This is a genomic window from Glutamicibacter nicotianae (assembly GCF_006539525.1).
GTDB classification, from domain to species: domain Bacteria; phylum Actinomycetota; class Actinomycetes; order Actinomycetales; family Micrococcaceae; genus Glutamicibacter; species Glutamicibacter nicotianae.
In genome coordinates this window covers 88014-113519 of record NZ_BJNE01000002.1, presented here as the reverse complement: position 1 = coordinate 113519, position 25506 = coordinate 88014, and the positions used below count along the sequence as shown (strand labels likewise).

The following is a 25506-nucleotide window of genomic DNA, read 5'->3' as shown; positions in this document are numbered from 1 at the left end:
TAAAACTCGAAGAGCACCTTCAGCAGGAAGTCGAGTCCGTCCATTCCTCGGCCAACAGCGCATAGGCCATGGAATCCATCCATTCCCCGCTGCGGTGCAGACTGTCCTTGCGGCCATGGAATTCCTTGCGCATCCCCAAGCGCTCCATCAATCTCCACGATGGCTCATTGGCGGCGAAGCATTCGGCAGTAACCCGGTGCAGGCCCAGTGGGCCGAAGCACAGGCCGATGGCAGCACGGATGGCTTCGGTGGCGTAGCCCTTGCCGCCGTAGGCCGGGTCGAAGCTCCAGCCGAGGTTTCCCTCAACGCCTTTGGCACTCTGCTCAACTTCGCTTTGGCCCCAGCCATCCACGATATTCAGCATGACCGTGCCAATCAGCTCGGTCCCCTGGCCGGCATCCAGTTCCACGGCCAGATCCTTCAGCGGATAGTCCTTCGCGAAGAACATGGCGCGGAAATCTTCCAGTGTCCCAGGACCAGCGGTGATCCACTGCGTAACTTCAGCAAGCTGCCGGTAGCGCCAGATTGCTTCCACATCATCCGGCGTCACCCGGCGCAAGCTCAGCCGCTCGGTGCGTACCGGCCAGCTGATCTTCTTCAGCGCATCTTCCATGCTCCAAGCCTATCCGCAGGTATTCGAGATGAGCGCTAGTCGCGACCGCTTTACTGCACGTCCCCGTCCTCAGGTGATTTCTTTCCGCGCAGCACCGGCGAGCAAATCAGCACTATCAGACCCGCAATGGGGAAAACCAGCAGCGCCAGCCGCAACCCGACATTCTCGGCAAGGAATCCGACCAGTGGCGGCGAGAGCAAGAAGCCCAATCGCATGAGCCAGGAGACAATGCTCAGGCCAGTTCCCGGGGACAGGCCAGGGAGCTTGTCGGCTTGGTCCATTACCGCCGGGACCAGAGTTGCCGAGCCGAATCCAGCCGCCGCGAAACCCAGCAATGTGCCCGGCACGCTGGGGAACAGCAACGCCAAGCCCATGCCGAGCGCTATCAGCGCGCCGCCGAACTGGGCCATGCGGCGCTGTCCAAAGCGGTTGACCATCCCATCGCCGAGGATCCGGCCAACGAACTGGGCGCCAACCAAGGCGATGAACCCGCTGGCCGCCAGTGCCGCTGGTGCCCCGAGCTCGCCCAGATACAGTGTCGACCAGGAATTTCCGGCATCCTCGACCATCACTCCAGCCACGGAGATCAAGACCAAGGCGCTCATCATCAGCAGCAGCCGGCCGCGGGACCCTGCTGGGCGCGCGGTCCGGATGGCCTCGGCAGCCGGCGGCTCAACGGGTTCGATGGCCGCCTGCTCAGCCGACCGGGGAAGGCAGAATTTCAATGCGATCAGCGCCACCACGGCGAACAGCGCCATCGATATGCCCAAATGCACCGGCAGCGCCAGGTTCAGCTGAATCGCCCCGGCGGCCATCAATCCGCCAAGCACCGCTCCGACAGACCACAAGGCGTGGAAGGAGTTCAAGATCGAACGCCCATAACGCCGTTGCACCACCAGGCCGTGCGCGTTCTGCCCGACATCGGTAATCGAGTCCATGGCACCGCCCACGGCGAAAGCCAGCACCACCCAGGGCACCTCCGGGGCGCTGCCGGCGGCGAGCAATGCCGCACCGGTAGCCATCGTGCCGAAGACGGCAACTTGCGCGGAACCGAATCGGCGCACCAGCGTACCGGCGGCCAACCCGGCAAGGATCGCCCCGACGGGCCACGCCGTAACCAGCAAGCCGTAGCTTGCGGTGTCCAATCCCAGTTCCCGCTTCAACTCGGGAAGACGCGGCGCCATATTGGCAAAAAGCGCTCCATTGGTGAGGAACAGGGCAGCGACTGCTGCACGGGCGCGGGAGTTTGCACTGGATTCGGTGGCTGTCATGGGGCCTTTCACCGCAGCTGACTGCGGACTGATCACTGGCGAATGCTGCAATGGCATCCAGCGTCGAGAGTACCAGTGCCGCTGCGACTCAATGGCGGCACCGTGCCGATAAGCCCGGGAGTTGGATTTCTCCGGATGGTCAGCCCTCCAGCCAGCTCACCTCTCCGGTCTCCAGGTCGTAGACCGCCGGCACCACCCGGGTCCGCTGTTCTTCCACCGCCTTGCGGATGATGGCAGAGCGCTCGAGCAGCTGCTCAACCACGGCTCGGGCATTGGCCTGCACCACCGTGTCCACCGCTTCGCTTCCCGATCCCTCGACTCCTGCTGTGCGGGCTACGGGTGCAATCTGAGCTGCGAAGTCTTCCATCTCCCCGGGCAACTGCGGGTTCCCGGCATCTTTCTCCATCGCCTTCAACGTGCCCGTCACCGCGCCGCAGGCGGTGTGCCCGAGGATCACCAGCAGCGGTACCGAATACGGACTGGAGACAGCGAATTCCATGCTGCCCACCAAGGTGTCATCGAGCACGGCACCGGCTGTCCGGGTGACGAACAGGTCTCCAATCCCCTGGTCGAACAGGAGCTCGGGGGTGACGCGGGAATCCACGCAGCCGTGAATCAAGGCGAAGGGGCTCTGGTGCTCGGCTTGCTCGCTGCGCCGGTCAATTGCCTGGTTGGGGTGCTCCGGCTTGCCGGCGCAATAGCGCTGGTTTCCGGCGCGCAGCACCTGCAGCACTTCGTCGGGGGTCCGCGCGGGGTCGGCCAGATGCGCGCGGTCCGCGTCGGAGGCCTGCGGCGAAGCGCAGGCCGCCAGTCCGGCCAGGGCAATGAGCCCGGAGGCGCCGGCGAGCAGACCGCGGCGCGAAGGGCCGGTCGAGGTTGCATCGTTGCATTTGGGGGTTGCTGATTCGGGTTGGGGCATCATGCCTTCCTGTGGCGTCTGACGAGCTGAAAAGTCGGATTATCTATAGCTTGTTAGTAAATAACATCAAGCAGTCTAGTGTTATGCATTTGATTCATGAATAGCAGGCGTCATATTTCGGCGAGATTTAATATGCCGGCAACAGGAGGCTGTGATTGACACCACAGCCGTTCTTCGGTTGGATGGGGACTGTCAATCGATTGATTGGCTTTTGAGTCACAAGGTGGTGTCCATGGAACTTGGAAAGGTCCAGCAAGCAGCCGTAGCCTGCTTTGCCCAGCGCGGCTTCGCCGCCACGGGCATCCGCGAACTGGGCAGCGCCGTGGGACTGAACTCGGCCACCCTCTACCACTACGTCGGCGGCAAGGAAGACCTGCTGCTGGGCATCATGAACGACTGCCTGTCCGCCATGATCTCCGGCGCCAAGCAGGCGCTGGACGGCAGCACCGACCCGGTGCGCCAGCTTGCTTTGCTCGTCGCCTTCCACGTCGGATTCACCGCCACCAACCCCAGCACCGCACGCGTCACCGAATACGAGATGCGCGCGCTGTCGCCCGCCGCCCGCAAGCAGATGCAGGCGCTGCGCGATGCCTACGAGCAGCTCTTCGCCGACGCGCTGCAGGCCGGCGAGCGCCAGGGAAGCTTCAGCACCGCGGACCTGGGCATCGCACGCCTGGCACTGATGGAAATGGGCACCGGCGTCTCGCACTGGTACCGCCCAGATGGCCGGCTCTCGCTGGCCGAGGTGCAGCTGAACTTCATCTCCCTGGCCATGCGCATCCTCGCGGTACCCGACGAATTCCCGCTGCCACCGCAGCAGCTGCCCGTACCCCAGGTAATCGCCAGCGAACCGACCAGCAAGGACTGACTTCGTGAAGACCCTTTCCTCCCAACTGAACCCCGAGCAGTTCGAACGCAACGCCGCCGACCAGGCGCCGCTGCTGGCCGAACTGCATGAACGGCTGGAACGCGCCGCCCGTGGCGGTTCCGAGAAGTCCCGGCAACGGCATGTGGATCGCGGCAAGCTGCTGCCCCGCGAGCGGGTGGACGCGCTGCTGGATGACGGTTCGCCGTTCCTGGAAATCGCCCCGCTGGCCGCCGAGGACATGTACGACGGCGCGAGCCCCGGTGCCGGAGTAATTGCCGGCATCGGCCTGGTGCATGGGCGGCACGTGCTGGTCATCGCCAATGACGCCACGGTCAAGGGCGGCACCTACTTCCCGATGACGGTCAAGAAGCACCTGCGCGCCCAGGAAATTGCGTTGGAGAACAACCTGCCGTGCATCTACCTGGTGGATTCGGGCGGAGCCTTCCTGCCGATGCAGGACGAGGTGTTCCCCGACCGCGAGCACTTCGGGCGCATCTTCTACAACCAGGCGCAGCTTTCGGCGGCCAAGATCCCGCAGTTGGCAGCGGTGCTCGGCTCCTGCACTGCCGGCGGCGCCTACGTGCCGGCGATGAGCGACGAGACGGTGATCGTGCGCAACCAGGGCACGATCTTCCTCGGCGGCCCGCCGCTGGTGAAGGCTGCCATCGGGGAAATCGTCACGGCCGAGGAATTGGGCGGCGGCGACCTGCATGCCAAGACCTCCGGGGTGGTGGACCACCTGGCCGAGAACGACGAGCATGCGCTGATGATCATCCGCGATATCGTCTCCACCCTGCCGGCCAACCCGGCCCCCGCCTGGGGCATCGAGGGGCAGGTGGCCGAGCCGCTGTACCCGGGCAGCGAACTGGCCGGCGTGGTGCCGGTGGATGTCAACGCGCCCTACGACGTGCACGAGGTCATCGCCCGCATCGTCGATTCCAGCAAGTTCCACGAGTTCAAGGCCGAATACGGCACCACCCTGGTCACCGGCTTCGCGCGCATCCATGGCCACCAGGTGGGCATCATCGCCAATAACGGCGTGCTGTTCTCGGAATCCGCGATGAAGGGCGCGCACTTCATCGAGCTGTGCGACCAGCGCGGCATTCCGTTGCTGTTCCTGCAGAACCTCGCGGGGTTCATGGTGGGCCGCGACTACGAGGCCGATGGCATTGCCAAGCACGGGGCGAAGATGGTCACTGCGGTGGCCACCGCCCGGGTTCCCAAGCTGACCGTGATCATCGGCGGCTCCTTCGGCGCCGGCAACTACTCGATGTGCGGCCGGGCCTACTCCCCGCGATTCCTGTGGATGTGGCCGAACGCGCGGATCTCGGTGATGGGCGGGGCCCAGGCTTCATCCGTGTTGTCCACGGTCAAGCGCGACGGGATCGAGGCGGCCGGCGGCAGCTGGAGCGATGAGGAAGAGGAAGCGTTCAAGGCGCCAATCCGCGAGCAATACGAAACCCAAGGCAACCCCTACTATTCCACCGCCAGGCTATGGGACGACGGGGTCATCGACCCGGCCGATACCCGCCGGGTGCTCGGCCTGGCCTTGGATGTCTGCGCCCGCCAGCCACTGCCGGAGACCAGCTTCGGCCTCTTCCGGATGTAGTGCGAGGAAAGAACCATGACTGCCAAGCTCTTTGATACCGTCCTGATCGCCAACCGCGGGGAAATCGCGGTGCGCATCATCCGCACCCTGCGCCGCCTGGGCATCGAATCCGTCGCCGTGTACTCCGATGCCGACGCCGGGGCCCTGCATGTGTCCGAAGCCGACCGCGCGGTGCGCATCGGCGCGGCCCCGGCCAATGAAAGCTACCTGGATATCGACGCGGTGATCGCCGCCTGCAGGCGCACCGGCGCCCAGGCGGTCCACCCGGGCTACGGGTTCCTCTCCGAGAACGTGGACTTCGCCCGCGCCTTGGAAGCCGCCGGCATCACCTTCATCGGACCGCCGGTGAACTCGATCAACCTGATGGGCGACAAGATCCGCTCCAAGAACCATGTGCTCTCCCACCAGGTGCCGGTGGTTCCCGGCATCGCCGAACCCGGCCTGGGCGACGAGCAGCTGCTCGCGGCCGCCACGGATGTCGGCTTCCCGCTGCTGATCAAGCCCTCGGCCGGTGGCGGCGGCAAGGGCATGTTCGCGGTGGAATCCGCCGCGCAGCTGCCCGAGGCGCTGGCCAGCGCCCGGCGCACCGCGCGCAGCGCGTTTGGCGATGACACCCTGTTCCTCGAGCGGCTGGTGCGCAATCCGCGCCATATCGAGGTGCAGATCCTGGCCGACGCGCATGGGAACACCGTGCATCTGGGCGAACGCGAATGCTCCTTGCAGCGCCGCCACCAGAAGGTCATCGAGGAAGCCCCGGCCCCGCTGTTCGAGAACCTGGAGCACGGCGCGCAGATCCGCGAGCGCATCGGCGCCGCCGCGGTAGCCGCCGCGCAGTCCGTGGGCTACGTCGGCGCGGGCACCGTCGAGTTCCTGGTCAGCGACCAGAACCCCGACGAGTTCTTCTTCATGGAAATGAATACCCGCCTGCAGGTGGAGCACCCGGTCACCGAGGACGTCGTACGGGTCAACGGGGAAAAACTGGATCTGGTGCAGTGGCAGGTGCGCATCGCGGCCGGCCAGGCGCTGGACTTCACCCAGGACCAGGTGGGGCTGTGCGGCCATGCCATCGAGGCCCGGCTCTACGCCGAGGACCCGTCCTCCGGCTTCCTGCCTTCGGTGGGCACCGTGCTGCGCGTGAGCGAGCCGGAGAATGTCCGCGTGGATTCCTCGCTGCGCGACGGCTTGGAGATCAGCGCCCACTACGACCCGATGCTCTCCAAGCTCATCGCCTGGGGCGAGGACCGCACCGAGGCGCTGGTCCGGCTGGATCAGGCGCTGGCCGGCACCGTGGTGCTGGGCGTGCTGGCCAACAGCGAGTACCTGCGGCTGCTGCTGGCCGACGAGGATGTGGCCGCCGGACGCCTGGACACCAACCTGATTGAGCGGAAGCTGGACCAGTTCGCCTTCCGCCAGATCAGCGAGCGCGAACTGGCACTGGCGGCGCACCTTGAGGACCAGCGGATTCCTGCGGCGAAAACACCCTGGGGCCTGCGCGATGGCTGGCGGGCCCAGCATCGCCGGGCCAGCATCCAGTACTTCGATGCCGAGGCGGCCGAGGGCAAGACCGCGCTGCTCAGGGAACAGGATGCCAGCTTGGTGCGAGTAGGCGGCGAAGAATTCACTGTGCGCCAGGAACCGGATGGAACCCTGTCCGTCAACGGCCAGCGCACAGCACTCCAGCACGCCTTCGCCGAAGACGGCACGCTGTGGCTGTGCGAGGACGGGTGGACCGCGGCGGTGCGCAAGCTTTCCCGCGAAGAAGTCCTCGAACGCCACCTGGCCACCCTCGCCATCGAGTCCGGGACCTTCTCCCCGCATGTCGAATCCCCCATGCCCGGCACCGTGATCAGCGTGCAGGTTGCCGATGGCGATGAGGTCGCCGCCGGCCAGCTGCTGCTGAGCATCGAGGCGATGAAAATGGAACACCAGCTCCTATCCCCCGCCGATGGCATCGTGCGGATGACCGGCCTGAAGTCCGGGGATCTGGTCAAGGCCAAGCAGGTCGTGGCCACCGTGGAACCAACCGAGCCAACCGGCACAACCGAAGCGAAGCATCAGGAGCAGGACGCATGAGCGAGCAAACCCCCAACCGTGTCGAGCAGCGCGGCCTCTACTTCGACGAGCTGCAGCTCGGCGCCACCTACGTGCACAAGCCCGGACGCACCCTGACCGAAGCGGACAACGTCGCCTTCACGACGATGACCATGAACAACCAGGGCCTGCATCTGGACGCCGCGTGGGCTTCCACCCAGCCCTTCGGCAAGCCGCTGGTCAACTCGCTGCTGACCTTGAGCACCATGATCGGCCAGTCGGTGGGCCAGCTGACCGAAGGCACCATCGTGGGGCAGCTGGGCATCAACGACGTGAAGTTCCCGCACCCGATGTTCCACGGCGATACGCTCTACACCGAAACCGAGATCACCGCACTGCGCGAATCCAAGTCGCGCCCCGGCCAGGGACTGGCGTCCATGACGCACACCGGCCGCAACCAGCACGGCGACATCGTGGCAACCGCCACCCGCACCTGCCTGATGTGGACCAGGCAAGCGCACCAGGACTCACTGGAAGCCAAGGGGGAAAATACCGATGGCTAGCTTCCTGATGGGTCCTTCCCTGCTGTTCTGCCCAGCCGACCGGCCCGAGCGCTATGCCAAGGCGGCGCAGCGCGCCGACGCGGTCATCATCGACCTGGAAGATGCGGTGGCCCCCGCGAACAAGGACGCTGCCCGCAGAGCCTTGGTGGAGACCCCGCTGGATCCCGAACGGGTGATTGTGCGCGTGAACCCGGTGGACAGCGAGCACTTCGCCAAGGACTTCGAAGCGCTGGAGCAGACCGCCTACCGCACCGTGATGCTGCCCAAGTGCGAGTCCGCGGAGGATCCGTCCGCGTTGGCCGGATACGACGTGCTGGCGCTATGCGAAACTGCCAAGGGCATCACCAATGCCGGACAGATTGCCGAGGCGCCGAATGTCGTCGCACTGATGTGGGGCGCCGAAGACTTGATCGCCTCGCTCGGCGGCACCTCCTCGCGCGGAGAGGACGGCAGCTACCGCGAGGTGGCGCGGTTCGCGCGGTCGCAGGTGCTGCTGCATGCGGCCACCCACGGCAAAGCCGCCGTTGATTCCGTGTACCTGGACATCCCCGACCTGGAAGGCCTAGGCGCAGAGTCCCGCGATGCCAAGGCTTCGGGATTCGCGGCGAAAGCCTCGATCCACCCCAACCAGATGCCGGTCATCCGCGAGGCGTTTGCGCCCACCGAAGCGGAACTGGACCGCGCGAGGCGGATCCTTGACGCCGCCAAGGAGAACCCAGGGGTGTTTGCCTTCGAGGGGCAGATGGTCGACGAACCGCTGCTGCGCCAGGCCCGGGCCACCTTGGGCAGATAACCCGTTTTCCGCCATGCACTAAAGTGTGTAGCAATGACCGCCGACAGCTGGCCAACGGAGGTTCACATGGCTGTGGTGAAGAAACCCGGCGCCGATGCCCTGGTGTACTTCTGGTTTGCGATTTCACTAGCCGTGCTCGGCGTAGTGATCGGGCAAATCGGCGCGGTCATGATGCTAAACGGCACGTTGGAGCTGAACGTCCTGAACGTGACCACGCTGCACCTGGTCGCCTGGGGCTGCTATGCCGGAGCGGTGATTTTCACCATCGTGGTCATGCACAAGGCCCTGGCAATGCTGATCTATCTGGTGCACCACCAACGCCCGCTGCCTCCACGCAGGATGCCGGTGATCCGCGATGCCCCGGTCACCGCCCAGACTTCCGAGACGAGCCCAGTAAGCCACGCATCAGCTGGCCCGACGGATCTGGCGGATCCGCTGGGCAAGGATGAGCTGCCCTCCGGGTCCAAGCCGAAAACCTTCCCGCGGCAGGCGCTGGGTGCACTGCCCGCGCAGGACCGGTGGCCTCGCAACCGGCGCCAGAACTCCGGCAAAGGCGACCCCGCCTAGCGAACCCTGCGGCCACTGCGCTTCGGCAATTGCAGCAAGTCCCGGTAATGCAAGACGCTCCACAACCGGGGGAGTCAATATTTGTTCCACGGGTGTCATGAAGTTCAATGCCCGCCAAAGCCGGTGCAATGCTTTAAGCATCGTCTATAAGGAGCGTGCGATTGAGTTCCCGGAAGCCATCGCGGATCCACCGAGCGTGGCTGGTCGCCATCGTGACCACACTGGCACTCGTTGCCACGGCAGCTTTCCGCTCCACCACCGGAGCGTTCTTCGAACCGCTCGAATCCGAATTCGGCTGGCTCCGCTCCCAGCTGTCGACCGCGGTGACCATCAACCTGGTGGTCTACGGCCTGGCGGCACCCTTCGCCGCGACCTTGCTGGAACGCTATTCCATGCGCAAGGTGGCCGCCATTGCCCTGGCGCTGGTGGCTTCGGGCGCCGGATTATCGGTGTTCATCAGCCAAATCTGGCAGTTGTGGGTGCTGTGGGGCGTGCTGGTTGGACTGGGCACCGGGGCGATGGCACTGGTTTTCGGTTCCGTGGTGGCCAACCGCTGGTTCTCCGAACGCCGCGGCCTGGTGATGGGCATCTTCTCCGGCGCGAATGCCGCCGGCCAGTTGGTGTTTCTTCCGAGCATCGTGGTGATCATCGAGCAGTATTCATGGCGGATCGCTGCCCTGGTGGTTGCCGTTTTCGCGGTGCTGATCATCCCGCTGCTGCGCTGGCCTTTTGCCAACTCCCCTGCCGAAGCCGGGGTGCTTCCCTACGGCGGAACCGATGCCGTGGACACGCCGGAGGCCGAACCCCGGCAGGGTTCGATGGCCGCCGCGACGCTCAAGGCCCTGTTCTCGGCTTCGCGCTACCCGGCATTCTGGGTCTTGGCGATGACCTTCTGGATCTGCGGCTGGTCAACCAACGGCCTGGTACAGACGCACTTCATCCCTGCGGCGCACGACCACGGCATGCCGGCCACGACCGCGTCCGGGTTGCTGGCGCTGGTTGGCATTTTCGACATCGTCGGAACCGTGTTCTCCGGGTGGCTGACCGACCGCGTACGCCCGTGGCTGCTGCTTGCGGTGTACTACGCGCTGCGCGGGCTCTCGCTGCTGTTCCTGCATTCGCTGATGGGTCCCACCGTCGAGCCGCTGCTGTGGATCTTCATCATCTTCTACGGCCTGGACTGGGTGGCCACGGTGCCTCCTACGGTGGTGCTCTGCCGCCAGTACTTCGGTCCGGTCAAGGCCACCGTGGTCTTCGGCTGGGTCTTCGCCTTCCACATGATCGGCGCCGGCGCAGGTTCGCTGACCGCGGGGCTGTCGCGGGAAACCACCGGCAGCTACCTGGCCGCATGGATTACCGCCGCGGTGCTGTGCTTCGCGGCGGCCGGGAGCCTGCTGTTCCTGCCGCGCATGCGCAAGGCCTACGAGGATCCGCAGCTCGAACAAGTCGGGGTGTAACCGCACGGCACCACTGCGGCACATCCGTTTAACGCAAAGAACCTCGCAGAGCAGATCATTGCTGATCGTTCTGCGAGGTTTTGCGCATCAGGCTCAGGCCACTGCTACGTCCTTGGAAGGAACGTGCAGCTTCTTGTTGCCGTAGTGCACGGAGAAGAACCAGCCGATGCCGGTCACGATATGGATTAGGCTCAGGCCCACTGCGGTAGCTGCATCCGCTGCGTGCATGATCGGGAAGGCGATCGATGCGACAGCTATAACCAGGCCGACCCACTGCGCGATCTTGCAAATGCCCTTGCTTGCCCGTCCAATCAGGAAGACCACCAGGCCGAAGAACAGGATCGGGATCAAGGTGAACTGAAGCAGGTGGTCGAAGGTGACAACATCGGTTGGATTCGGACCGATCCGGCGGGATGCTCCAGCGGCGCCAGCCAGGAAGAAAATGATGACGTTCAGGTAGCTGGTACCCAGCGCACCGATAATCACCTGAATGAAATTGAATGGGCTGTTGGGCTGTCCCTGAGCCGTCATGGCACTCCTAGAATTGTTGAAAGTTCTCAACCATTCTATTCCTGACCGCCTGTGCCGCGGCTCTCAATAACCCGTGAGAACCGCGACACTTAGCATGGCTATATGTTTTCCAGCTCCGCGATCTCGTTGAACTTCCTGTTCGAGTAGTTCACCGCGATATACCAGGATGCCGCGACCACCAGGTGCATGATCGTCACCGTCAGGGCGGTCCCCCAGTCCTCGGCGAAGAACCACTGCACCACCGCCGAGGCCAGCACGACTGCAACGCCGATGACCTGGGCGATACGGCAGAACCCCGGCTTGGCCCGGCCAATCAAGAAGGTCAGAAACCCGAGCACGAGGATCGGCGGGGCGGTGAAGCGCACGATATGGATGAAATCCAGATTCTGGAACAAGCCGCCGGAGTACTCCATGGATGCGCCGATGACCCTGGCAATGAAATAGGCCAAGACACTCAGCGACATGGCCCCAAAAGCCGCAATCACCACCTGGGCGAAAATGAACGGCATCTTGAATCTAGCCTCAGCCTGCATCGCGAATCATCCCCTTTTACGGCGAATTCGAGCTGAACCGGTAGTTCCACTGTACGCCCGCTGGCGGCAAATGGATCCGGCGATTTTCCGATGCTTTCAGCAGCGGCATCAACGGCACGCGGTTGCACCGTGCTTAGTTCGGGCCGAGCACCAGGAACAGCGCATATCCGCCCAGCGCACAAAGCGCCAGCGTGGTCATCAGCACCGCAACCACGTCCGCCTGGACCTTCTCGTGCTTGACCCCGAGGGCCATGCGCCGATACCGCGCACGCTGCGAGAGCAGGATCCCCAGAGCCATCGACGAGGACACCGCGATCAGCAGGATCATGCCGATGCCGTAGTGCGGCAGCCAGCGCAGGAAAACAGCGGAGACCACGAGGAAGGAGACCATCGTGCGATTCCACGCGAAGATGGTCCGCTCGGGCTGCAGGCCCGCATCGGCGATCTCGACGGGTTCGTTCTTCACGAGCCGAGCGACCAGAAGATCATGACGATGGCCGCCAGCGAGGCGACCACCGCGCCGAAGGCCAGCAGCGGGACGATGGCGGGAATCGGCAGCGGGCGGCCGGTGCGCATGCTGCGTTCCACGCGGACCCAGCGCACCGCGGCCCCGGCGGCGATCAGGATGCCGACGCCGATCACCAGCACCGCCAGCCAGGTGCGCAGCGGCGACGGGAACGCCTCGGCGGCGAAGGCCTCCAGCGCTGTGCCGCCGGCAAGGAACGCCAATGAGGTGCGGACCCAGGCCAGGAAGGTGCGCTCGTTGGCAAGGGTGAAGCGCGGGTCGGGCTCGCTGCCGTGCGGCAGTAGCCAGCGTGAGATCCGGCTGCGTTCTGGCTCGGACATGACCCTCCTTGGTGTACGTCGATGCTATGAGCATACCCAACCAATCATCGGTGAAACCTATTTAGCTGGTTGATAAAAACAGTTTTACGGATGTGATCCAGCGCATAAGAATTGAATGCAGCACTTGAACGAAAGAAAGGGCGCATTCCATGGCCTCCACCAATCTCAATCCCCACGTCGTGACGCTGGGCACCGCCGGCGGTCCGCGCTGGTGGATCGGCGAGAACGCCGGCAAGCGCGCAGGCATTTCCACCGCCGTCGTCGTGGGCGACAGCGTCTATCTGGTGGATGCCGGAACCGGCGTGGGCAACCAGCTGATGAAGGCAGGATTCACCCCGGCTAACCTTCGCGGCATCTTCCTCACCCACCTGCATTCGGATCACACCATCGACCTGGCGTCGCTGGCCATCTTCGGCATGTTCACCCTGCCAGCCGGCAAGGCCCCGATCTCCATCATCGGCCCGGGCGACCGCGGCGCCCTGCCGCCAGCGTCGCCACGCGCCACCACCGCACCGCAGCCGGTCTTCGCGCAGAACCCGACCCCGGGCACCGCTTCGATGTTCGAGCACCTGATGCAGGCCTACGCCACTGATCTGAACGACCGCGTGATCGACGCCCTGCGCCCTTCCCCGTTGGACCACTTCATCGCCTCGGACATCGAGATCCCTGACGGCACCGGGTACCACCCGAATGCCAACCCGACCCCGGCGGACTTCGCGCCATTCGTGATCTACCGCGATGAGCTGGTCACGGTGACTGCAACCCTGGTCAAGCACCCGCCAATCGCCCCGGCCTTCGCCTTCCGCTTCGACACCGCAGAAGGCTCGGTGACTATTTCCGGGGACACCGCGCCGTGCCAGAACCTGGTGGCCCTGGCCCGGGATACCGACCTGCTGCTGCATGAGGCCATCGACTTCGACTGGGTGGAACGCGCGTACGGTTCGGTGGGCACCTTGGAAGCCCAAGCGTCAATGGACCACCACCGCGCTTCGCACACCTCGCCGGAACAGGCAATCGCGATTGCCCACGAAGCCGGGGCGCGCACCCTTGCGTTGCACCACCTGGTCCCCGGAACCACGCCCCTGGCAGTCTGGGAGGCCCACGCCGAGAAATTCTCCGGCACCTACCTCGTGCCCAACGACCTGGACACGATATCCTTTTCCCGCGTCACTAGTGAAATGGCGGCAGCACGATGAGCAGCACCCTTAACAACCGCAGCAGCGTGGAGGCACCAATGAAGGTCCCCTCGCTGAACTCCCCGCAGATGCGCCGGATCCTGGCTTCCAGCTTCATCGGCAGCGCGATCGAATTCTACGATTTCATCCTCTACGCCACCGCGGCCTCGCTGGTCTTCAACAAGGTCTTCTTCGTGGGACTGACCCCAGGCGTGGCAATCTTCGCTTCCTTCGCCACCCTGGCCGTGGGCTACCTGGCCCGCCCTCTGGGCGGCATCATCTTCGGCCACTTCGGCGACAAGATCGGGCGCAAGGGCGTGCTGATCACCTCGATGGCCATGATGGGCGGCGCCTCGACGCTGATCGGGCTGCTGCCTCCCACTGCCCAGATCGGCATGCTGGCCCCGATCGCACTGATTACCCTGCGCATCGTCCAGGGCCTGGCCGTGGGTGGCGAATGGGGTGGCGCCATGCTGATGGCTCTCGAGCACGCGCCGAAGGAACGCCGCGGCTTCGCCGCGAGCTTCGCGAACATGGGCGGCCCGGCCGGCGCCGTGATGGCTACCTTGGCGGTCTCCGCCGTCTCCATCATGCCCAATGAGCAGTTCCTGGCCTGGGGCTGGCGCATTCCGTTCCTGATCAGCATCGCGCTGGTGGGCATCGGGCTGGTCATCCGCCTGAAGGTCACCGAATCCCCGCTGTTCCTGGCCCTTGAAGACAAGGCCGAAGAGCGCAAGACCCCATTCATGGAGGTCATCACCAAGTACCCGAAATCGGTCATCCGCGGAACCCTGGTGGGCATGAGCTCCTACACCGTGCAGGGCCTGATGACCGTCTGGGCCATCTCCTACGTGGTCGAGGAAGTCGGTTTGGACCGCACGGCGGTGCTGAACATCAAGGCCATCGGTGCCGCACTGACCGTGGTGGGCATCTGGGTATCCTCGCGCTACTCCGACAAGCTGGGCCGCCGCCCGGTCATGATGGTCGGCATCCTCGCCGGCGCCATCGCCGCCCTGCCGATCATGTGGATGCTGGAACTGGGCCAGCTGTGGCTGTTCGCCATCGCCCTGTTCGTGGCCAACGGCATCATCCAGGCCTTCATCTTCGGGCCGTTCGGCGCGTTCACCGCCGAGCTGTTCCCCACCCGCATCCGCTACACCGGCGCCTCGCTGGTTTACCAGCTCTCCTCCACCGTTGGCGCAGGCTTCACCCCGATGATCGTTGCCGGCCTGGTGCTGCTCGGCGGCGGATCGCTGTGGATCGCCGGCGCCGTCTGGGCTGCCGCGTTCATTGTCGCCGCGCTGGCCATGCGCGGCATCAAGGAAGGCCGCGATGCCGACCTCGAAGCCGAGGAGATGAGCCACTAGCCTCCTGGCTGGCTGAAGCGCGAGGCCGGTTGGAACCTACGGGTTCCGGCCGGCCTCGCGCTCTTTCTCGGCCCCGGTTTCCTCGCAGAAATCCAGGAACGCGCGCAGCCGCAGGCTCGGGCGTTCCGAGGCGGTATAGGCCACGCAGATGTCGCTGACCCCGACCTCGCCTTCGATCTCCAGCACCGACAGCGGCAATCCGTCGTAGCTCAGGTTGACTGGCGGACGCTGCACCAGCACGGTGTAGCCCAGACCCCGGGCCACCATCCCGCGCACGGCCTCGAAGCTCTGCGAACTCCAGCGCACCTTCGGATCAAGGCCCGACATGCGCAGGTTCACCAGCTGGTTATCGCGCACCGTGGGAATGTCCAGGGAAACGAAATCGTCATCGGCCAGCTCGGCGAGCGCAACCGAGGTGCGGTCCGCCAGCCGGTGGTTGCCGCCTACCAGCACATAGGGACGGCCCGACATCACCCGGCGCCAGGAAACCTGCGGCAGCAGGTGGCGGGTATGGGTGAGCACCGCATCCAGGTGGCCCTTGAGCATGCGTTCTTGCAGCTCGGCGCCATCGCCTTCCACCAAGGTCACCTGCAGGTCCGGGTGGACATTGGTGAAGCGTTCGCAGATCACCGGGATCCAGAACGCTGCCAGCGAGGAATAGCAGCCGATCACCAGCGGGCCCGAGAGCTTGGTCTGGCGCTCGACGATCAGGTCCTGCACCTCTTCGGCATGGCGCACCAGCGCCCGTGAATCCAGCAGGAAGTCGGTGCCGACAGCGGTGAGCACCACCCCGCGCGCCCGGCGGCGCACCAGCAGCTGGGAGCCGACGGCGCGCTCCAGCTCGTCCATCGACTGCGACATGGCGGCCTGGGAAATATGGCACTGCTTCGCCGCCGCGGAAATGGAGCCGAGTTCCGCGACGGCGACGAAGTACTGCAGCTGGCGCAGGGTGTAATTGATCACCCACACAGTCTAGCCAGCGGGCGATTCTGCAGGCGCAAAACAACAGGCCCAGCATCGGCAAAGAATGCTGGGCCTGCTACGGAAATGGAAGCTACTTCGAGGCGCCGATCGACCACACGCGTGGAAGCTCGGTGCCGTTGACCGCCAGGTCGCCGATCAACCGCGCCTTGAAGACCCAGGGATTGTGGTTGCCCGCGGTTCGGGCATTGCGCCAGTGCCGATCAAGGTTCTTGGAAACGCTCGTCGCGCTGGCAGCCAGCGCATCGAAGGCATGGGTGATGGCATTGAGCACCAGCGGGGTGAGCACCACCTGCGCCTGTGCGCTGGCCAGTTCGGCCGCGTCATTGGCCGCTTCGTCCTCTTCTGCGCTCGCCTGGCCGGTGTGCAGCGCCAGCGCTGTTTCGTAGGCTCCCTGCAACGCCGCCGAAACGCGTTGAACCGTTGCCGCGGCGGCGAAGGATGCAGCGGAGACCTCGCCGATCACCTGCAGCAGCTGCGGGTCTTCGGCCGCCACATTGGCTGCGGCATGGCTGAAGGTCCGCTTGCGCGCTTTCAGCTCGGCGGCGAAGTCCCGCTCTGCCGCCTTGGCAGAGCCGGCCAGGACCGCCAGGAGCACCTGCTGGTAGAACGCGGTCTGGTACTTGAAACGGGTGTCGAAGTCGACCAGGTCTTCCTCGGCCACCACCGCATCGGTGAACGTGGAGGTTCCGGTGCCCGTGGTGCGCTGGCCGAAGCCATCCCAGTCATCGGCCAGCTCGACACCGGGCTGGTGGCGGTTGACCGCGGCGATCACGCGTTTTCCGGTGTCGGTGCGCTCGGCATAGGTGTCCAGCCAGTCAGCGAAAATTGAGCCGGTGGAATAGTACTTGGTTCCATTGATCTTGAAGCCGCCCTCGCCGTCCGGGGTGACCTTGGTGATCACGTCCCCGACCTTCACGGTTCCAACCTCGGTCCACGAGTTGCCCACCAGTTCCCCGGCAGCGAAGCGGGCCAGCCACTTGTCGCGCCCCGGGCCTTCGGCGGCGACCAGCCGATCCTCGACGAAGGCGAAGTGCGCGCGCAGCGCCTGGGCGATATTGGAATCAGCGGCCGCAAGATCCACGAACAGCTCGAAGAGCTCAGGCAGGGTCGCCCCGGCCCCGCCGTGCGATTCCGGAACCCGGACGGCGCCGAAGCCGGCGGCAGCCAGGTCCGCGACTGCCTGGTAGGGCAGTTCGCCGGTGCGGTCGCGTTCGGCAGCTCCCTGCGCGATGTCCGCGAAGAGCGGGGCAAAACGGGCTTTGAGCCCTGCAAGCCGAGTGCCAGTTGCAAGTACAGTCATCGTTGAATCCAATCCGTTCGAAATTCTAGGTGTAGAGCGAGAGCGGCTGGGATTCTCCGCGCAGGAAGTACGCGCCGACCTCGATTTTCTTGTAGTCCACCGGGTCATGCAGCGAGTGCGTGCGCACGTTGCGCCAATACAAATCCAGGCCCACCGAGCTCGCGGTCGAGGATGATCCGGTCACCTCGAAGATCCGGTTCGCCACCTCGACGCCAACCTCGGTGGAGACCACCTTGGCTTCGGCGATTTCCACTGCCAGCGCGGCCCGCTCGGGCTGGGTGACGTCCCCGGCCTTCGACAGCAGCGCATCGAATTTCCGGCCGAGCTTCTCGGTCAGTGCAGCCACCGCGGCGGTGCGGGCTTTGAGCTCTCCGACGGTCCGCTGGAAAATCGGATCCTGGGAGTAGGTGTCGGCCTGCGAGAACAGCCAGGCGTTCTTGCGGCCCAGCAGGATCTGCTTGCCGCGCTCCAGCGCTCCTTCGGCAATGCCCAGGTAGAAATTGGCGAAAGCCAGCTGGATGCCCGGGGTGAGCAAGGTGGACACCGGTTCGTCGGTGACGAATCCGAGCAAATCCTCGGCTTCAAGCCTGACGTTGTGGTACTTCAGCGAGTTGGATGCGCTGAGCCGCTGGCCCAGGTAGTCCCAGTCCTCAACGATTTCCAGTCCTTCGATGTCGCGGGGCAGCACGAAGGCGAGAATCTGCCCGTCGTATTCCCCGCCTTGGACCAGCGCGTTGATGACGATGACCTCGCCAACACCGGAACCGGTGGAGAACCGCTTGGCCCCGTTCAGCCGGTACCCATCCCCTTCGACGCTCAGCGTCAGATCCGGGTCAACCGGATTAACCGAATCGCCCCAGAGCCAGCCGCCTTCCACGGTGCGTTGCCACCATTTGCCTTGCGCTTCCGCCGGAGCATAGAAGGCAATGCCCGACTGGTTGATGTAGTGGTAGGCCAGCAGCTGCGCGATGGAGCCATCCGCCGCGGCCAGGATGCGGACCACGTCGAATGCCGTTTCCCAGTGGGCTCCTGCTCCGCCGAATTCTGCAGGCACCAAAAGGTTCAGCAAGCCGGCTTCGCGCAGCAGCTGCACCTCGGCGAATGGCTGCTGGTTCTTGCGGTCGCGTTCCAGGGCGTCTTGTACGAGCGTGCCTGCCACCTGCTGGGCAACTTCGCGCCACTGCTCCAGCTCGGTTTCGCTGGCGTTCCCGTAGTAGGGAACTCGGCGTAGTCCGGTGTCTTGTACGGTATCTTGCACTGTCATCTTCTTCTCCCTTGCGTTGCAGGTTCCGAAGGACGCAGGGTCCCTGCGATTCCATCGATCCTGGCGTTAGCACTACCTGCGGGATGCAGACTTGCTGCGGCGTCGCGGAGCCAGGTCTCTCAGCCGCTCTGGATGGGTTGTGCTCCGAGTCAACCACTGCCGGCAGCAGTCACGGAAGGGCACTGTCATGCGAGGGAACGGCAGGACAAAATACGTCATCTTCGAACCACCTGCTTGCCTGATCGATGGCTGCGCGGCCTTCATATGACACTTGCATGACGAAATTTGAACTCGGGAACTGCGCAGCTTCCGAATAGGATGGCTGTTCACGGCGAATAGGCAGGATAGGTGGAACGTGGATCCAGCAGGCGTCATCTCCTTCATGCTCGGGTTGCTGGCCATCACTTTGGTGGCAGCGCTCCTCGCACCCATGGCCCGGGATGGAAAGCTCGCGCGCAATGCGGCCATCGGCATCAGGACGCGCCACACCTTGGCCAGCAACGAGGCTTGGTTGGCAGGGCATCGGCGGGCTGCGCCGCTGGTGGCCGCGGCTGCATGGGCAGGCTGGGCCGCGTTAGCCGGTTCAGCGGTACTCTGCGTGCTGGGCCAGTTCGGTGTCGCCTTCGCCACGACCGGAGCCGGCTATCTGGCCATTATCGTGTTGCTAATGGTCTCGGCTGCCAAGGCGAACAAGGCCGCGCGGGGCGTCTAGCGGGCAGGACGTCGCTCTTCGGCTACCGCTTTCAGACACATCCTTAAAGCAACGGATCGCGCCATCGGCAGATGGTGCGATCCGTTGCTTGCTTAGCCAGCGTCCTGCTACAGCAGCACGGCTCCCAGGAGCATTACCGTCAGGAAGGCGGCGGTACCCTGAATGGCGGTCGCCACGCTCAAGGTCTTGTATGCGGTAATCACCGGAATGCGGCTGAGCTGCGACACGACCCAGAAGTAGGAGTCGTTGGCGTGCGAGACAACCATCGCACCGGCACCGACGGCCAAGACCGTGAGCACCATGCCCAGTTCCGAACCCAGACCCAAGGAGCCGAGCATCGGCGCGACCAGCGCAGAGGTGGTCACCATGGACACAGTGGACGAGCCCTGCGCGGACTTCAGCGCAGCGGCGATCAGGAACGGCACCGCCAGGCCCAAGCCCAGCCCGCTGAGCGAATCCGATAGGATCGTGGTCAGATCCGATGCTGCCAGCACCGCGCCGAAGCCCGCACCGGCACCGGTGATCAGCAAGATCGGGGCAGCGGTGCGCACGGCTTCATGCATCTGCTCATTGAAGTCCGCCAGCTTGCTGTCGCCGCTGAGCAGGAAGGTCGAGGAGATCAAGCCGAAGATCAGGGCGATCACCGGAGTACCGATGAAGGAAAGGATTTCCAGTGCAATGCCCTCGCCGAACGGGTGCGAAGGCAGCTTCGCAATCGAAGCGGCGCAGATCAGTACCAGCGGAACCACGATCGGCATGAATGCCAATGCCGGGCTCGGCAATTTGCCGAAGCTCGCGCGCAGCTGCCCGTAGTCGAGTTCGGAGATATCGTCATCGCCCTCGCTGGGCAACGGGGTCCACTTGGACTTGTTGAAACGGCTGGCGTAGGCCAAGCCTGCCAGCGCCGAGATGGCGGCAACAGGCAAGCCGACAGCGATGATCAGGCCCAGGTTATCGGCAACCCCGATGCTTTCCGCTGCGGCCAGCGGACCCGGAGTCGGCGGCACCATGGTGTGGGTTGCGTACAGGCCGGTCATCAGGGCGATGGATGTCGCCAGCGCAGAAACGCCGGTGCGCAGGGTGATGGCTTTGCGCAGCGAGTTGAGCACCACGTACCCGGAGTCGCAGAAGACCGGGATGGAAACGATATAGCCGATGATCGACAGCGTCAGGTTGGGGAACCGTGTGCCCAGGACCTTGATCAGCGCATCTGCCATGGAGATCGCGGCACCGGATTTCTCCAGGATCACACCAATCATTGTTCCGAACAGGATCACCAGACCGATGTTGCCCATGGTGCTGCCAAAGGCCGTGGTGACCGTCGAGGCCACGTCGGCCAGCGGAATCCGGTAGGCGAAGGCAGCCAGGATGGCGGCGCCAATGAGGGCGAGGAATGGGCTGATTTTCAAGCGTGCCGTGACCATTACGATGGCCACGACAAGGATCAGCAGAACAAGAAGTTCATACACGGCGGGTTGGCTCCTTTGCCAAAAACAGTTGTTCTCTGCTCCCGGCCCACGATGGCACAACCGGTGGATCAGCCCCGTCGGCAAAGCTGCTCAAAGCCTTGGCTGTTGGACTAGATACCTCCGTGCCGCCACGGAATTCGGGCGCAAAGATCGATCATCCTGCCAATACTAGAAAAACCCGCACCGATTACCTATGGGCACACGACCATATTTGCCCACTTTCGATTTGGGTCAATGTGTGCAAATATCCGGCTACTGCCACAACTGTCACCGCAACCCAGTTCCCGGGTCCTAGAAAATATGCAGCTGCCCCAAGGCCTCTCTGGCGTAAATCGCATGCTGGAGTTTCAGTGACTCGCTGGACTGCCGGATGTCCACACCGCTAATCCGGCCGATCCGCTCAAGCCGTTGAACCAAGGTGTTGCGGTGAATATGCAGGTCCGAGGCGGCTTGGCTCATCGATGCAGCCGTCGAAACCACCAAGAGGGTTTTGGCCTGTTCCTCATTGAGCTGTTGCGCCGGAGCGGCGGCATGTTCCAGGCTGCGCGCTGGGGTGCGGGCGATAGCCACCGCAATTTCCCGGCTCCACATTCCGCGCTGGGCATGGCGGGGCACGAGCGACGGGTACCCCATCAGCACGCGCAGCACTTCGGTTTCGGCCATGAGCTCCTCCGCAGTTTCCACCGGCATGGACACAAGGAAACGTTCCTCGTTCAAGAGTTCTTCAGCGAAAGCAGGCTCGTGGGCTGCGCGCAGCCTCCAGTACGCACCGGACAGGCTGATCCAAGACGTGCGGTGGTGCTCCTTGGCAGGTTCTTCGAGCAACGGATCCTCGACGCTTCGCGGGAGCCATGCTTCGATGCACTTCGGCCCGCGCAAGCCATGGGCAGCCAGCGAGCGGTCGATGACTTCGGGGGCCACGCGGCCTGCGATCAGCGCAGAAATGATGTCTCGGGCCTCGGTCTCGCGGCGCGCACTGCGCGAGTGCTCGTAGTCCTGGGCGAAGAGCAATTGCACCGTCAAGGCAATCAAACCGGCCAGCGGCTCCACCTCATGCGGAGCACCGGTCACGCCGACAACTCCGCACAGCTGGCCGTTCAGCGTCAGAGGGACATTGACCCCTGGCAGGGTTCCCGCGGAACCGTCAGCCTGGCTGACCCGGATGATGGCGTTGCGACTGATTGCCTCTGCGCTGCCGTCGTGGTGGGTGCCGATTCGCGCGGCATCGGTCGAAGCGATGATGACCCCGTGAGCATTCATGATGTTCACGTTGCGGTTGATGGTCGGAGCGATAGTATCAACGACCTTTTGCGCCAATGCGCTGGCCAGCCGAGGTTGCTCCTTTTGATTCATGTCTTCATCCTAGCCGCCACCTTCCATACGGACATGGAAGTCCAAAACAGCTGCTCAAGGTCCTAGGCTCCCACGCTTGGAGATGCTAGGCTCGCTGAAGCAAGTTCTCCCCACGAAAGGTTCATCATGAGTTCAGCTGTCAGCTACCTGACGGGGGGATTTTTGGTCGCTCTGCTCGTGACGTTCAATATGACCTGGAGCCAGCAGCTTCCGGGCCTACTCGGTTTCTCTGTGATTCTGCTCAGCTTCCTCGGACTGGCCGGTTGCATTGTGTACGCAACTCGGTTAGCTCCGAACACCAACAGCTAGAGACCGACTTCCTTCGAACCATGAATTCGCAAGCCACCGGCCAAGTCACAGCAGAATGGCTTTGCGGCCTGCGAATCATGGTCGACCAGTTGAAAGCTACTTGTTGTTCTCGGCCGCCGCGCGCTCTTTCTCAATGGCCTGCACCTGGACAACCAAGTCGGGGGCAAAGGCATAAAGTTTTCCATCGGCCTGGTGGACCCAGAACCGTCCGCAGAGATCCGTGGTATGCGTCTGGGCGTCGTCTGGCCACCAGTCCGCATCCAACGTTCTAGTTTTGGATATTTCGACTGCTGCCAGATCCTTGGTACGCGGATCGGAAGCGTAGGCCTTAGCCAATTCTGCGTCGGTTGGATCTCCGACTTTGCTCAGAGCGGTGCACTGGCCATCGTTGAGTTCTCCTTCGTAGTCCATCACGAAAATACGTTCGTTGCCTGTGTTGCGCTGCACCAGTTCGATATTTGTTCCGCCTTCAGGAACCCAGTTCGGCAAGAGGCCATCTGCCACAGCTTTGCTGGAGGATTCCGCAGTTCTAGTCGTTGACTCATCCAGCTTGTCCGACAACAGATCGCTGACACTGCATCCGGATAGCAGGAGTGCAGAAATGATGCTCAGGGAGCCAACGGCGAGGTACCTTTTCTTGTTCATGGTTCAATCGTAGAAATCCACCCGCGCAAGGACATCGGCAGACTGAGGTAACTCGGGGCAGCCGATCTCAACCCCTCGGCTGACACCTCACGCCGCCGAAGTCGTCCCAACGCTGGGGTATCGAATAGGGCGCGCTTCGCCTAGGCTGGCACTGGGCATTGCACCAGAGGGGAAGTGAGCAGCCATGGGGTCCACGCCAAGCATTGCAGTCACCGGCTCCACCGGAGCGCTCGGATCACTGGTGGCCCATCAGCTCGCCCACCGCGGGATCGCCCAGCGCCTGCTGGCGCGCACGCCGTCGAAGGCCCCGGAATTGCCCGAGGCCGAGGTGCGGCAATTCGACTATGCCGACCAGTCCGCCAGCGCCGAGGCCCTTGACGGCGTTGAGGTGCTCTTCATGGTCTCCGCTCCGGAAGGGCCGCAGCGGATGGATCTGCACCGTGCCTTCATCGACGCGGCCAGCAAGGCCGGGGTCACGCAGGTCGTCTATACGTCCTTCGCTGCCGCGGCACCCGATGCGCTGTTCACCCTTGCCCGCGAGCACCACGCCACCGAGCAATACCTGAAGGAGTCCGGGATGCGCTGGACTTTCCTGCGCGACAGCTTCTACCAGGACCTCATGCCGCACCTTGCCGGGCGGGACGGGGTCATCCGCGGACCGGCAGGCGAGGGCCGCTTCGTTCCGGTCGCCCGGGCCGACGTGGCGCGGTCCGCGGCCGCCGTGCTCGCAGATCCGGCAGAGCATGCCGGCGCCACCTACGAGCTGACCGGGCCGCAGTCCCTGGACATGGCCGATGTGGCACGCATCCTCAGCGAGGCCGGCGGCAAGCAGATCGTGTTCCACAACGAAACCATCGAGGAGGCCTACGCCTCGCGCGCGGTCTTCGGTGCCCCGGACTGGCAGCTGGATGCCTGGGTCAGCACCTATACAGCCATCGCCAGCGATGCGATGTCACGGGTGAGCAACCACGTCGAAATCATCACCGGCACCCCGCCGATGTCCCTCGGGGAATTCCTGCGCACGGCCGGCTGACCCCGAACGTGCAGGCTAGCGCAGGTAGGTGCGCGCCACGCTGAACGCGGTGCGCTCCACCAGGGACGGGGTCTGCGCGGAGAGTTCTGCCAGCGTTGCCGGCCCCGGGGCAATGGAATAAGCGGCCAAGATCCCGGATTCCTCCAGCTGCTCATCGGTCAGGTCCACCGACCCGGCAACCACGATCACCTCGGCGTTCTCGCCGGCTGCCTGCAGCACCCCGGAGACCACCTTTCCGTCCAGCGACTGCGAATCCAGGCGCCCTTCCCCGGTCAGTACCAGATCCGCGCCCTCGAGGATGCCGTGGGCGCCAAGCACTTTCGCCACCAAATCCCAGCCGGGGACCAGATCCACCTGGAAGTAGGATCCGAGGCTGATGGCCAAGCCGCCGGCCGCGCCCATGCCCGGCTGCTCGCGCAGCTTGCGCCCGGTATCGGCTTCCAGCACATCGGCCAGCCGGGCCAGGCCTGCATCCAGGAGCTGCACCTGCTCCTGGCTGGCGCCCTTCTGCGGACCGAACACCGCGGCCGCGCCCTTGGCGCCGAGCAGCGGGTTGGTGACATCGCAGGCGATCTGCCATTGGACGTTCGCCGCCCGCGGGTCAAGCCCCGAAACGTCGATGGAGGCCAGATTCTGCAGCACTCCGCCCCCAGCGGGCAGCTTCGCGCCGTCGGCATCCAGGAAGCTGGCACCAAGGGCAGCAAGCAGCCCGGTGCCGCCGTCGGTGGTGGCCGAGCCGCCCAAGCACAAGATAATCTGCGAGACGCCCAGTTCCAGGGCACGGGAGACCAGCGCGCCCAGGCCGTAGGTCGTTGCCTCCAGCGGCCTGCGTTCGACGTCGCTGACCTGCGGCAGGCCGGCAGCTTCGGCCGCTTCAACCACGGCGATCTTCCCGTCGGCCGACAGTCCCAGCCGGGACGCGACAGGGCGGCCCAGGGCGTCGGTGGTCTGTACGCTGATCGCTTCGGTGCCCCAGGCATCGATCAACGCTTCGAGGGTTCCTTCGCCGCCATCGGCGAAGGGCACTGCGGTGATCTCGACGTCGCGCTTGCGGCTGGCCGCTCCCTTGGCGAAGCCGCCGGCCAGGGCCGATGCCACTTCGCTGGCCCGCGCACTGCCTTTGAAGGAATCAGGCACGATGGCCACGTTCAACGGACGGGTCGCTGCGGGTGCTGGCTTCTGCGTTGGAGTCATGCTTCCCAGCATAAGGAGAAGCGGCTCGCGGGCCTATGGAAATTTGACCAAGTTTCGTGCCGGTCGGCCCGTGGATCTATGTGCATTTCGCCCAACGGCA

25 protein-coding genes and 1 riboswitch are annotated in these 25506 nt (G+C 64.3%); of the genes, 11 read left to right on the top strand and 14 right to left on the bottom strand.

All coding sequences use genetic code 11. The features are described from left to right. Positions 1–19: 19 nt before the first annotated feature. The 3 genes from ANI01nite_RS03300 to ANI01nite_RS03290 form a co-directional block, all read right to left on the bottom strand. Complete coding sequence (locus ANI01nite_RS03300) at positions 20–613, bottom strand: GNAT family N-acetyltransferase (protein WP_141356001.1); 594 nt, start codon at positions 611–613, stop codon at positions 20–22. Between the two features lie 50 nt (positions 614–663). Further along, the gene (locus tag ANI01nite_RS03295) at positions 664–1884 is read right to left on the bottom strand and encodes an MFS transporter (protein WP_170214554.1); all 1221 of its coding nucleotides are present in this window, start codon (positions 1882–1884) and stop codon (positions 664–666) included. Positions 1885–2023: 139 nt separating this feature from the next. After that, positions 2024–2806 (bottom strand): carbonic anhydrase, encoded by a 783-nt coding sequence (locus tag ANI01nite_RS03290; protein WP_141355997.1) that lies wholly within the window; start codon positions 2804–2806, stop codon positions 2024–2026. A 229-nt stretch (positions 2807–3035) separates the two neighbouring features. Here ANI01nite_RS03290 and ANI01nite_RS03285 point away from each other — a divergent pair, with 229 nt between their 5' ends. The 7 genes from ANI01nite_RS03285 (at position 3036) to ANI01nite_RS03255 (ending at position 10691) form a co-directional block, all read left to right on the top strand. Continuing rightward, entirely contained in the window at positions 3036–3671 is a 636-nt protein-coding gene (locus tag ANI01nite_RS03285; RefSeq protein ID WP_141355995.1) for a TetR/AcrR family transcriptional regulator, read from the top strand. Between the two features lie 4 nt (positions 3672–3675). Continuing rightward, the gene (locus ANI01nite_RS03280) at positions 3676–5280 is read left to right on the top strand and encodes a carboxyl transferase domain-containing protein (protein ID WP_141355993.1); all 1605 of its coding nucleotides are present in this window, start codon (positions 3676–3678) and stop codon (positions 5278–5280) included. 15 nt (positions 5281–5295) lie between these two features. Then, positions 5296–7353: an ATP-binding protein gene (locus ANI01nite_RS03275; protein WP_141355991.1), complete on the top strand. Its 2058-nt coding sequence runs from the start codon at positions 5296–5298 to the stop codon at positions 7351–7353. Beyond that, positions 7350–7874, top strand: a complete 525-nt coding sequence (locus ANI01nite_RS03270; protein ID WP_073707079.1) for a MaoC family dehydratase — start codon at positions 7350–7352, stop codon at positions 7872–7874. Before ANI01nite_RS03275 ends, ANI01nite_RS03270 begins: the two co-directional genes overlap by 4 nt. Next, on the top strand, positions 7867–8667 hold the full coding sequence (locus ANI01nite_RS03265) for an HpcH/HpaI aldolase/citrate lyase family protein (RefSeq protein WP_073707080.1): 801 nt from the start codon (positions 7867–7869) through the stop codon (positions 8665–8667). The genes ANI01nite_RS03270 and ANI01nite_RS03265 overlap by 8 nt, the downstream gene beginning before the upstream one ends. Before the next feature lie 33 nt (positions 8668–8700). Further along, entirely contained in the window at positions 8701–9234 is a 534-nt protein-coding gene (locus tag ANI01nite_RS03260; protein WP_066143281.1) for a hypothetical protein, read from the top strand. A 155-nt stretch (positions 9235–9389) separates the two neighbouring features. Next, the gene (locus ANI01nite_RS03255; RefSeq protein WP_141355989.1) at positions 9390–10691 is read left to right on the top strand and encodes an MFS transporter; all 1302 of its coding nucleotides are present in this window, start codon (positions 9390–9392) and stop codon (positions 10689–10691) included. 93 nt (positions 10692–10784) lie between these two features. Here ANI01nite_RS03255 and ANI01nite_RS03250 read toward each other — a convergent pair whose 3' ends face one another. From ANI01nite_RS03250 to ANI01nite_RS03235, 4 genes are all read right to left on the bottom strand, one after another. Further along, on the bottom strand, positions 10785–11222 hold the full coding sequence (locus ANI01nite_RS03250) for a DUF6069 family protein (protein WP_141355987.1): 438 nt from the start codon (positions 11220–11222) through the stop codon (positions 10785–10787). Between the two features lie 98 nt (positions 11223–11320). Beyond that, the gene (locus tag ANI01nite_RS03245) at positions 11321–11731 is read right to left on the bottom strand and encodes a DUF6069 family protein (RefSeq protein WP_255314373.1); all 411 of its coding nucleotides are present in this window, start codon (positions 11729–11731) and stop codon (positions 11321–11323) included. Positions 11732–11888: 157 nt separating this feature from the next. Further along, positions 11889–12221 carry a DUF202 domain-containing protein gene (locus ANI01nite_RS03240; protein ID WP_141355983.1) on the bottom strand — a complete coding sequence of 111 codons (333 nt, stop codon included), beginning with the start codon at positions 12219–12221 and terminating at the stop codon, positions 11889–11891. Then, positions 12218–12601, bottom strand: a complete 384-nt coding sequence (locus ANI01nite_RS03235) for a YidH family protein (RefSeq protein ID WP_066143268.1) — start codon at positions 12599–12601, stop codon at positions 12218–12220. Before ANI01nite_RS03235 ends, ANI01nite_RS03240 begins: the two co-directional genes overlap by 4 nt. A 149-nt stretch (positions 12602–12750) precedes the next feature. On the opposite strand from ANI01nite_RS03235, the gene ANI01nite_RS03230 reads away from it, so the two are divergent. After that, positions 12751–13797: an MBL fold metallo-hydrolase gene (locus ANI01nite_RS03230; protein ID WP_141355981.1), complete on the top strand. Its 1047-nt coding sequence runs from the start codon at positions 12751–12753 to the stop codon at positions 13795–13797. Next, positions 13794–15143: an MFS transporter gene (locus tag ANI01nite_RS03225; protein WP_141355979.1), complete on the top strand. Its 1350-nt coding sequence runs from the start codon at positions 13794–13796 to the stop codon at positions 15141–15143. Before ANI01nite_RS03230 ends, ANI01nite_RS03225 begins: the two co-directional genes overlap by 4 nt. 36 nt (positions 15144–15179) lie before the next feature. On the opposite strand, the gene ANI01nite_RS03220 is transcribed toward ANI01nite_RS03225, so the two are convergent. The 3 genes from ANI01nite_RS03220 to ANI01nite_RS03210 all read right to left on the bottom strand — a co-directional run bounded on the left by ANI01nite_RS03220 (position 15180) and on the right by ANI01nite_RS03210 (position 18691). Continuing rightward, on the bottom strand, positions 15180–16106 hold the full coding sequence (locus ANI01nite_RS03220) for a LysR family transcriptional regulator (protein ID WP_141355977.1): 927 nt from the start codon (positions 16104–16106) through the stop codon (positions 15180–15182). A gap of 91 nt (positions 16107–16197) precedes the next feature. After that, positions 16198–17427, bottom strand: a complete 1230-nt coding sequence (locus ANI01nite_RS03215) for an acyl-CoA dehydrogenase family protein (protein ID WP_141355975.1) — start codon at positions 17425–17427, stop codon at positions 16198–16200. A 25-nt stretch (positions 17428–17452) separates the two neighbouring features. Then, on the bottom strand, positions 17453–18691 hold the full coding sequence (locus tag ANI01nite_RS03210; protein WP_141355973.1) for an acyl-CoA dehydrogenase family protein: 1239 nt from the start codon (positions 18689–18691) through the stop codon (positions 17453–17455). Between the two features lie 48 nt (positions 18692–18739). Beyond that, positions 18740–18830: riboswitch (SAM riboswitch) on the bottom strand. 216 nt (positions 18831–19046) lie between these two features. On the opposite strand from ANI01nite_RS03210, the gene ANI01nite_RS03205 reads away from it, so the two are divergent. After that, positions 19047–19403: an SdpI family protein gene (locus ANI01nite_RS03205; RefSeq protein ID WP_141355971.1), complete on the top strand. Its 357-nt coding sequence runs from the start codon at positions 19047–19049 to the stop codon at positions 19401–19403. Positions 19404–19510: 107 nt separating this feature from the next. On the opposite strand, the gene ANI01nite_RS03200 is transcribed toward ANI01nite_RS03205, so the two are convergent. From ANI01nite_RS03200 to ANI01nite_RS03190, 3 genes are all read right to left on the bottom strand, one after another. Beyond that, complete coding sequence (locus ANI01nite_RS03200) at positions 19511–20872, bottom strand: GntP family permease (RefSeq protein ID WP_141355969.1); 1362 nt, start codon at positions 20870–20872, stop codon at positions 19511–19513. A gap of 291 nt (positions 20873–21163) precedes the next feature. Next, entirely contained in the window at positions 21164–22225 is a 1062-nt protein-coding gene (locus ANI01nite_RS03195; RefSeq protein ID WP_141355967.1) for a CdaR family transcriptional regulator, read from the bottom strand. Positions 22226–22630: 405 nt separating this feature from the next. After that, on the bottom strand, positions 22631–23179 hold the full coding sequence (locus ANI01nite_RS03190; RefSeq protein WP_141355965.1) for a hypothetical protein: 549 nt from the start codon (positions 23177–23179) through the stop codon (positions 22631–22633). 184 nt (positions 23180–23363) lie between these two features. On the opposite strand from ANI01nite_RS03190, the gene ANI01nite_RS03185 reads away from it, so the two are divergent. Next, on the top strand, positions 23364–24212 hold the full coding sequence (locus ANI01nite_RS03185; RefSeq protein WP_141355963.1) for an SDR family oxidoreductase: 849 nt from the start codon (positions 23364–23366) through the stop codon (positions 24210–24212). 15 nt (positions 24213–24227) lie between these two features. On the opposite strand, the gene ANI01nite_RS03180 is transcribed toward ANI01nite_RS03185, so the two are convergent. Further along, the gene (locus tag ANI01nite_RS03180; protein WP_141355961.1) at positions 24228–25406 is read right to left on the bottom strand and encodes a glycerate kinase; all 1179 of its coding nucleotides are present in this window, start codon (positions 25404–25406) and stop codon (positions 24228–24230) included. Between the last annotated feature and the right edge of the window lie 100 nt (positions 25407–25506).

Bases quoted from the DNA above. Each gene is read 5' to 3' on its own strand.
- ANI01nite_RS03300 (WP_141356001.1), bottom strand. From the start codon at position 613: ATGGAAGATGCGCTGAAGAAGATCAGCTGGCCGGTACGCACCGAGCGG.
- ANI01nite_RS03295 (WP_170214554.1), bottom strand. From the start codon at position 1,884: ATGACAGCCACCGAATCCAGTGCAAACTCCCGCGCCCGTGCAGCAGTC.
- ANI01nite_RS03290 (WP_141355997.1), bottom strand. From the start codon at position 2,806: ATGATGCCCCAACCCGAATCAGCAACCCCCAAATGCAACGATGCAACC.
- ANI01nite_RS03285 (WP_141355995.1), top strand. From the start codon at position 3,036: ATGGAACTTGGAAAGGTCCAGCAAGCAGCCGTAGCCTGCTTTGCCCAG.
- ANI01nite_RS03275 (WP_141355991.1), top strand. From the start codon at position 5,296: ATGACTGCCAAGCTCTTTGATACCGTCCTGATCGCCAACCGCGGGGAA.
- ANI01nite_RS03270 (WP_073707079.1), top strand. From the start codon at position 7,350: ATGAGCGAGCAAACCCCCAACCGTGTCGAGCAGCGCGGCCTCTACTTC.
- ANI01nite_RS03265 (WP_073707080.1), top strand. From the start codon at position 7,867: ATGGCTAGCTTCCTGATGGGTCCTTCCCTGCTGTTCTGCCCAGCCGAC.
- ANI01nite_RS03260 (WP_066143281.1), top strand. From the start codon at position 8,701: ATGACCGCCGACAGCTGGCCAACGGAGGTTCACATGGCTGTGGTGAAG.
- ANI01nite_RS03250 (WP_141355987.1), bottom strand. From the start codon at position 11,222: ATGACGGCTCAGGGACAGCCCAACAGCCCATTCAATTTCATTCAGGTG.
- ANI01nite_RS03245 (WP_255314373.1), bottom strand. From the start codon at position 11,731: ATGCCGTTCATTTTCGCCCAGGTGGTGATTGCGGCTTTTGGGGCCATG.
- ANI01nite_RS03235 (WP_066143268.1), bottom strand. From the start codon at position 12,601: ATGTCCGAGCCAGAACGCAGCCGGATCTCACGCTGGCTACTGCCGCAC.
- ANI01nite_RS03230 (WP_141355981.1), top strand. From the start codon at position 12,751: ATGGCCTCCACCAATCTCAATCCCCACGTCGTGACGCTGGGCACCGCC.
- ANI01nite_RS03225 (WP_141355979.1), top strand. From the start codon at position 13,794: ATGAGCAGCACCCTTAACAACCGCAGCAGCGTGGAGGCACCAATGAAG.
- ANI01nite_RS03215 (WP_141355975.1), bottom strand. From the start codon at position 17,427: ATGACTGTACTTGCAACTGGCACTCGGCTTGCAGGGCTCAAAGCCCGT.
- ANI01nite_RS03210 (WP_141355973.1), bottom strand. From the start codon at position 18,691: ATGACAGTGCAAGATACCGTACAAGACACCGGACTACGCCGAGTTCCC.
- ANI01nite_RS03195 (WP_141355967.1), bottom strand. From the start codon at position 22,225: ATGAATCAAAAGGAGCAACCTCGGCTGGCCAGCGCATTGGCGCAAAAG.
- ANI01nite_RS03190 (WP_141355965.1), bottom strand. From the start codon at position 23,179: ATGAACAAGAAAAGGTACCTCGCCGTTGGCTCCCTGAGCATCATTTCT.
- ANI01nite_RS03185 (WP_141355963.1), top strand. From the start codon at position 23,364: ATGGGGTCCACGCCAAGCATTGCAGTCACCGGCTCCACCGGAGCGCTC.
- ANI01nite_RS03180 (WP_141355961.1), bottom strand. From the start codon at position 25,406: ATGACTCCAACGCAGAAGCCAGCACCCGCAGCGACCCGTCCGTTGAAC.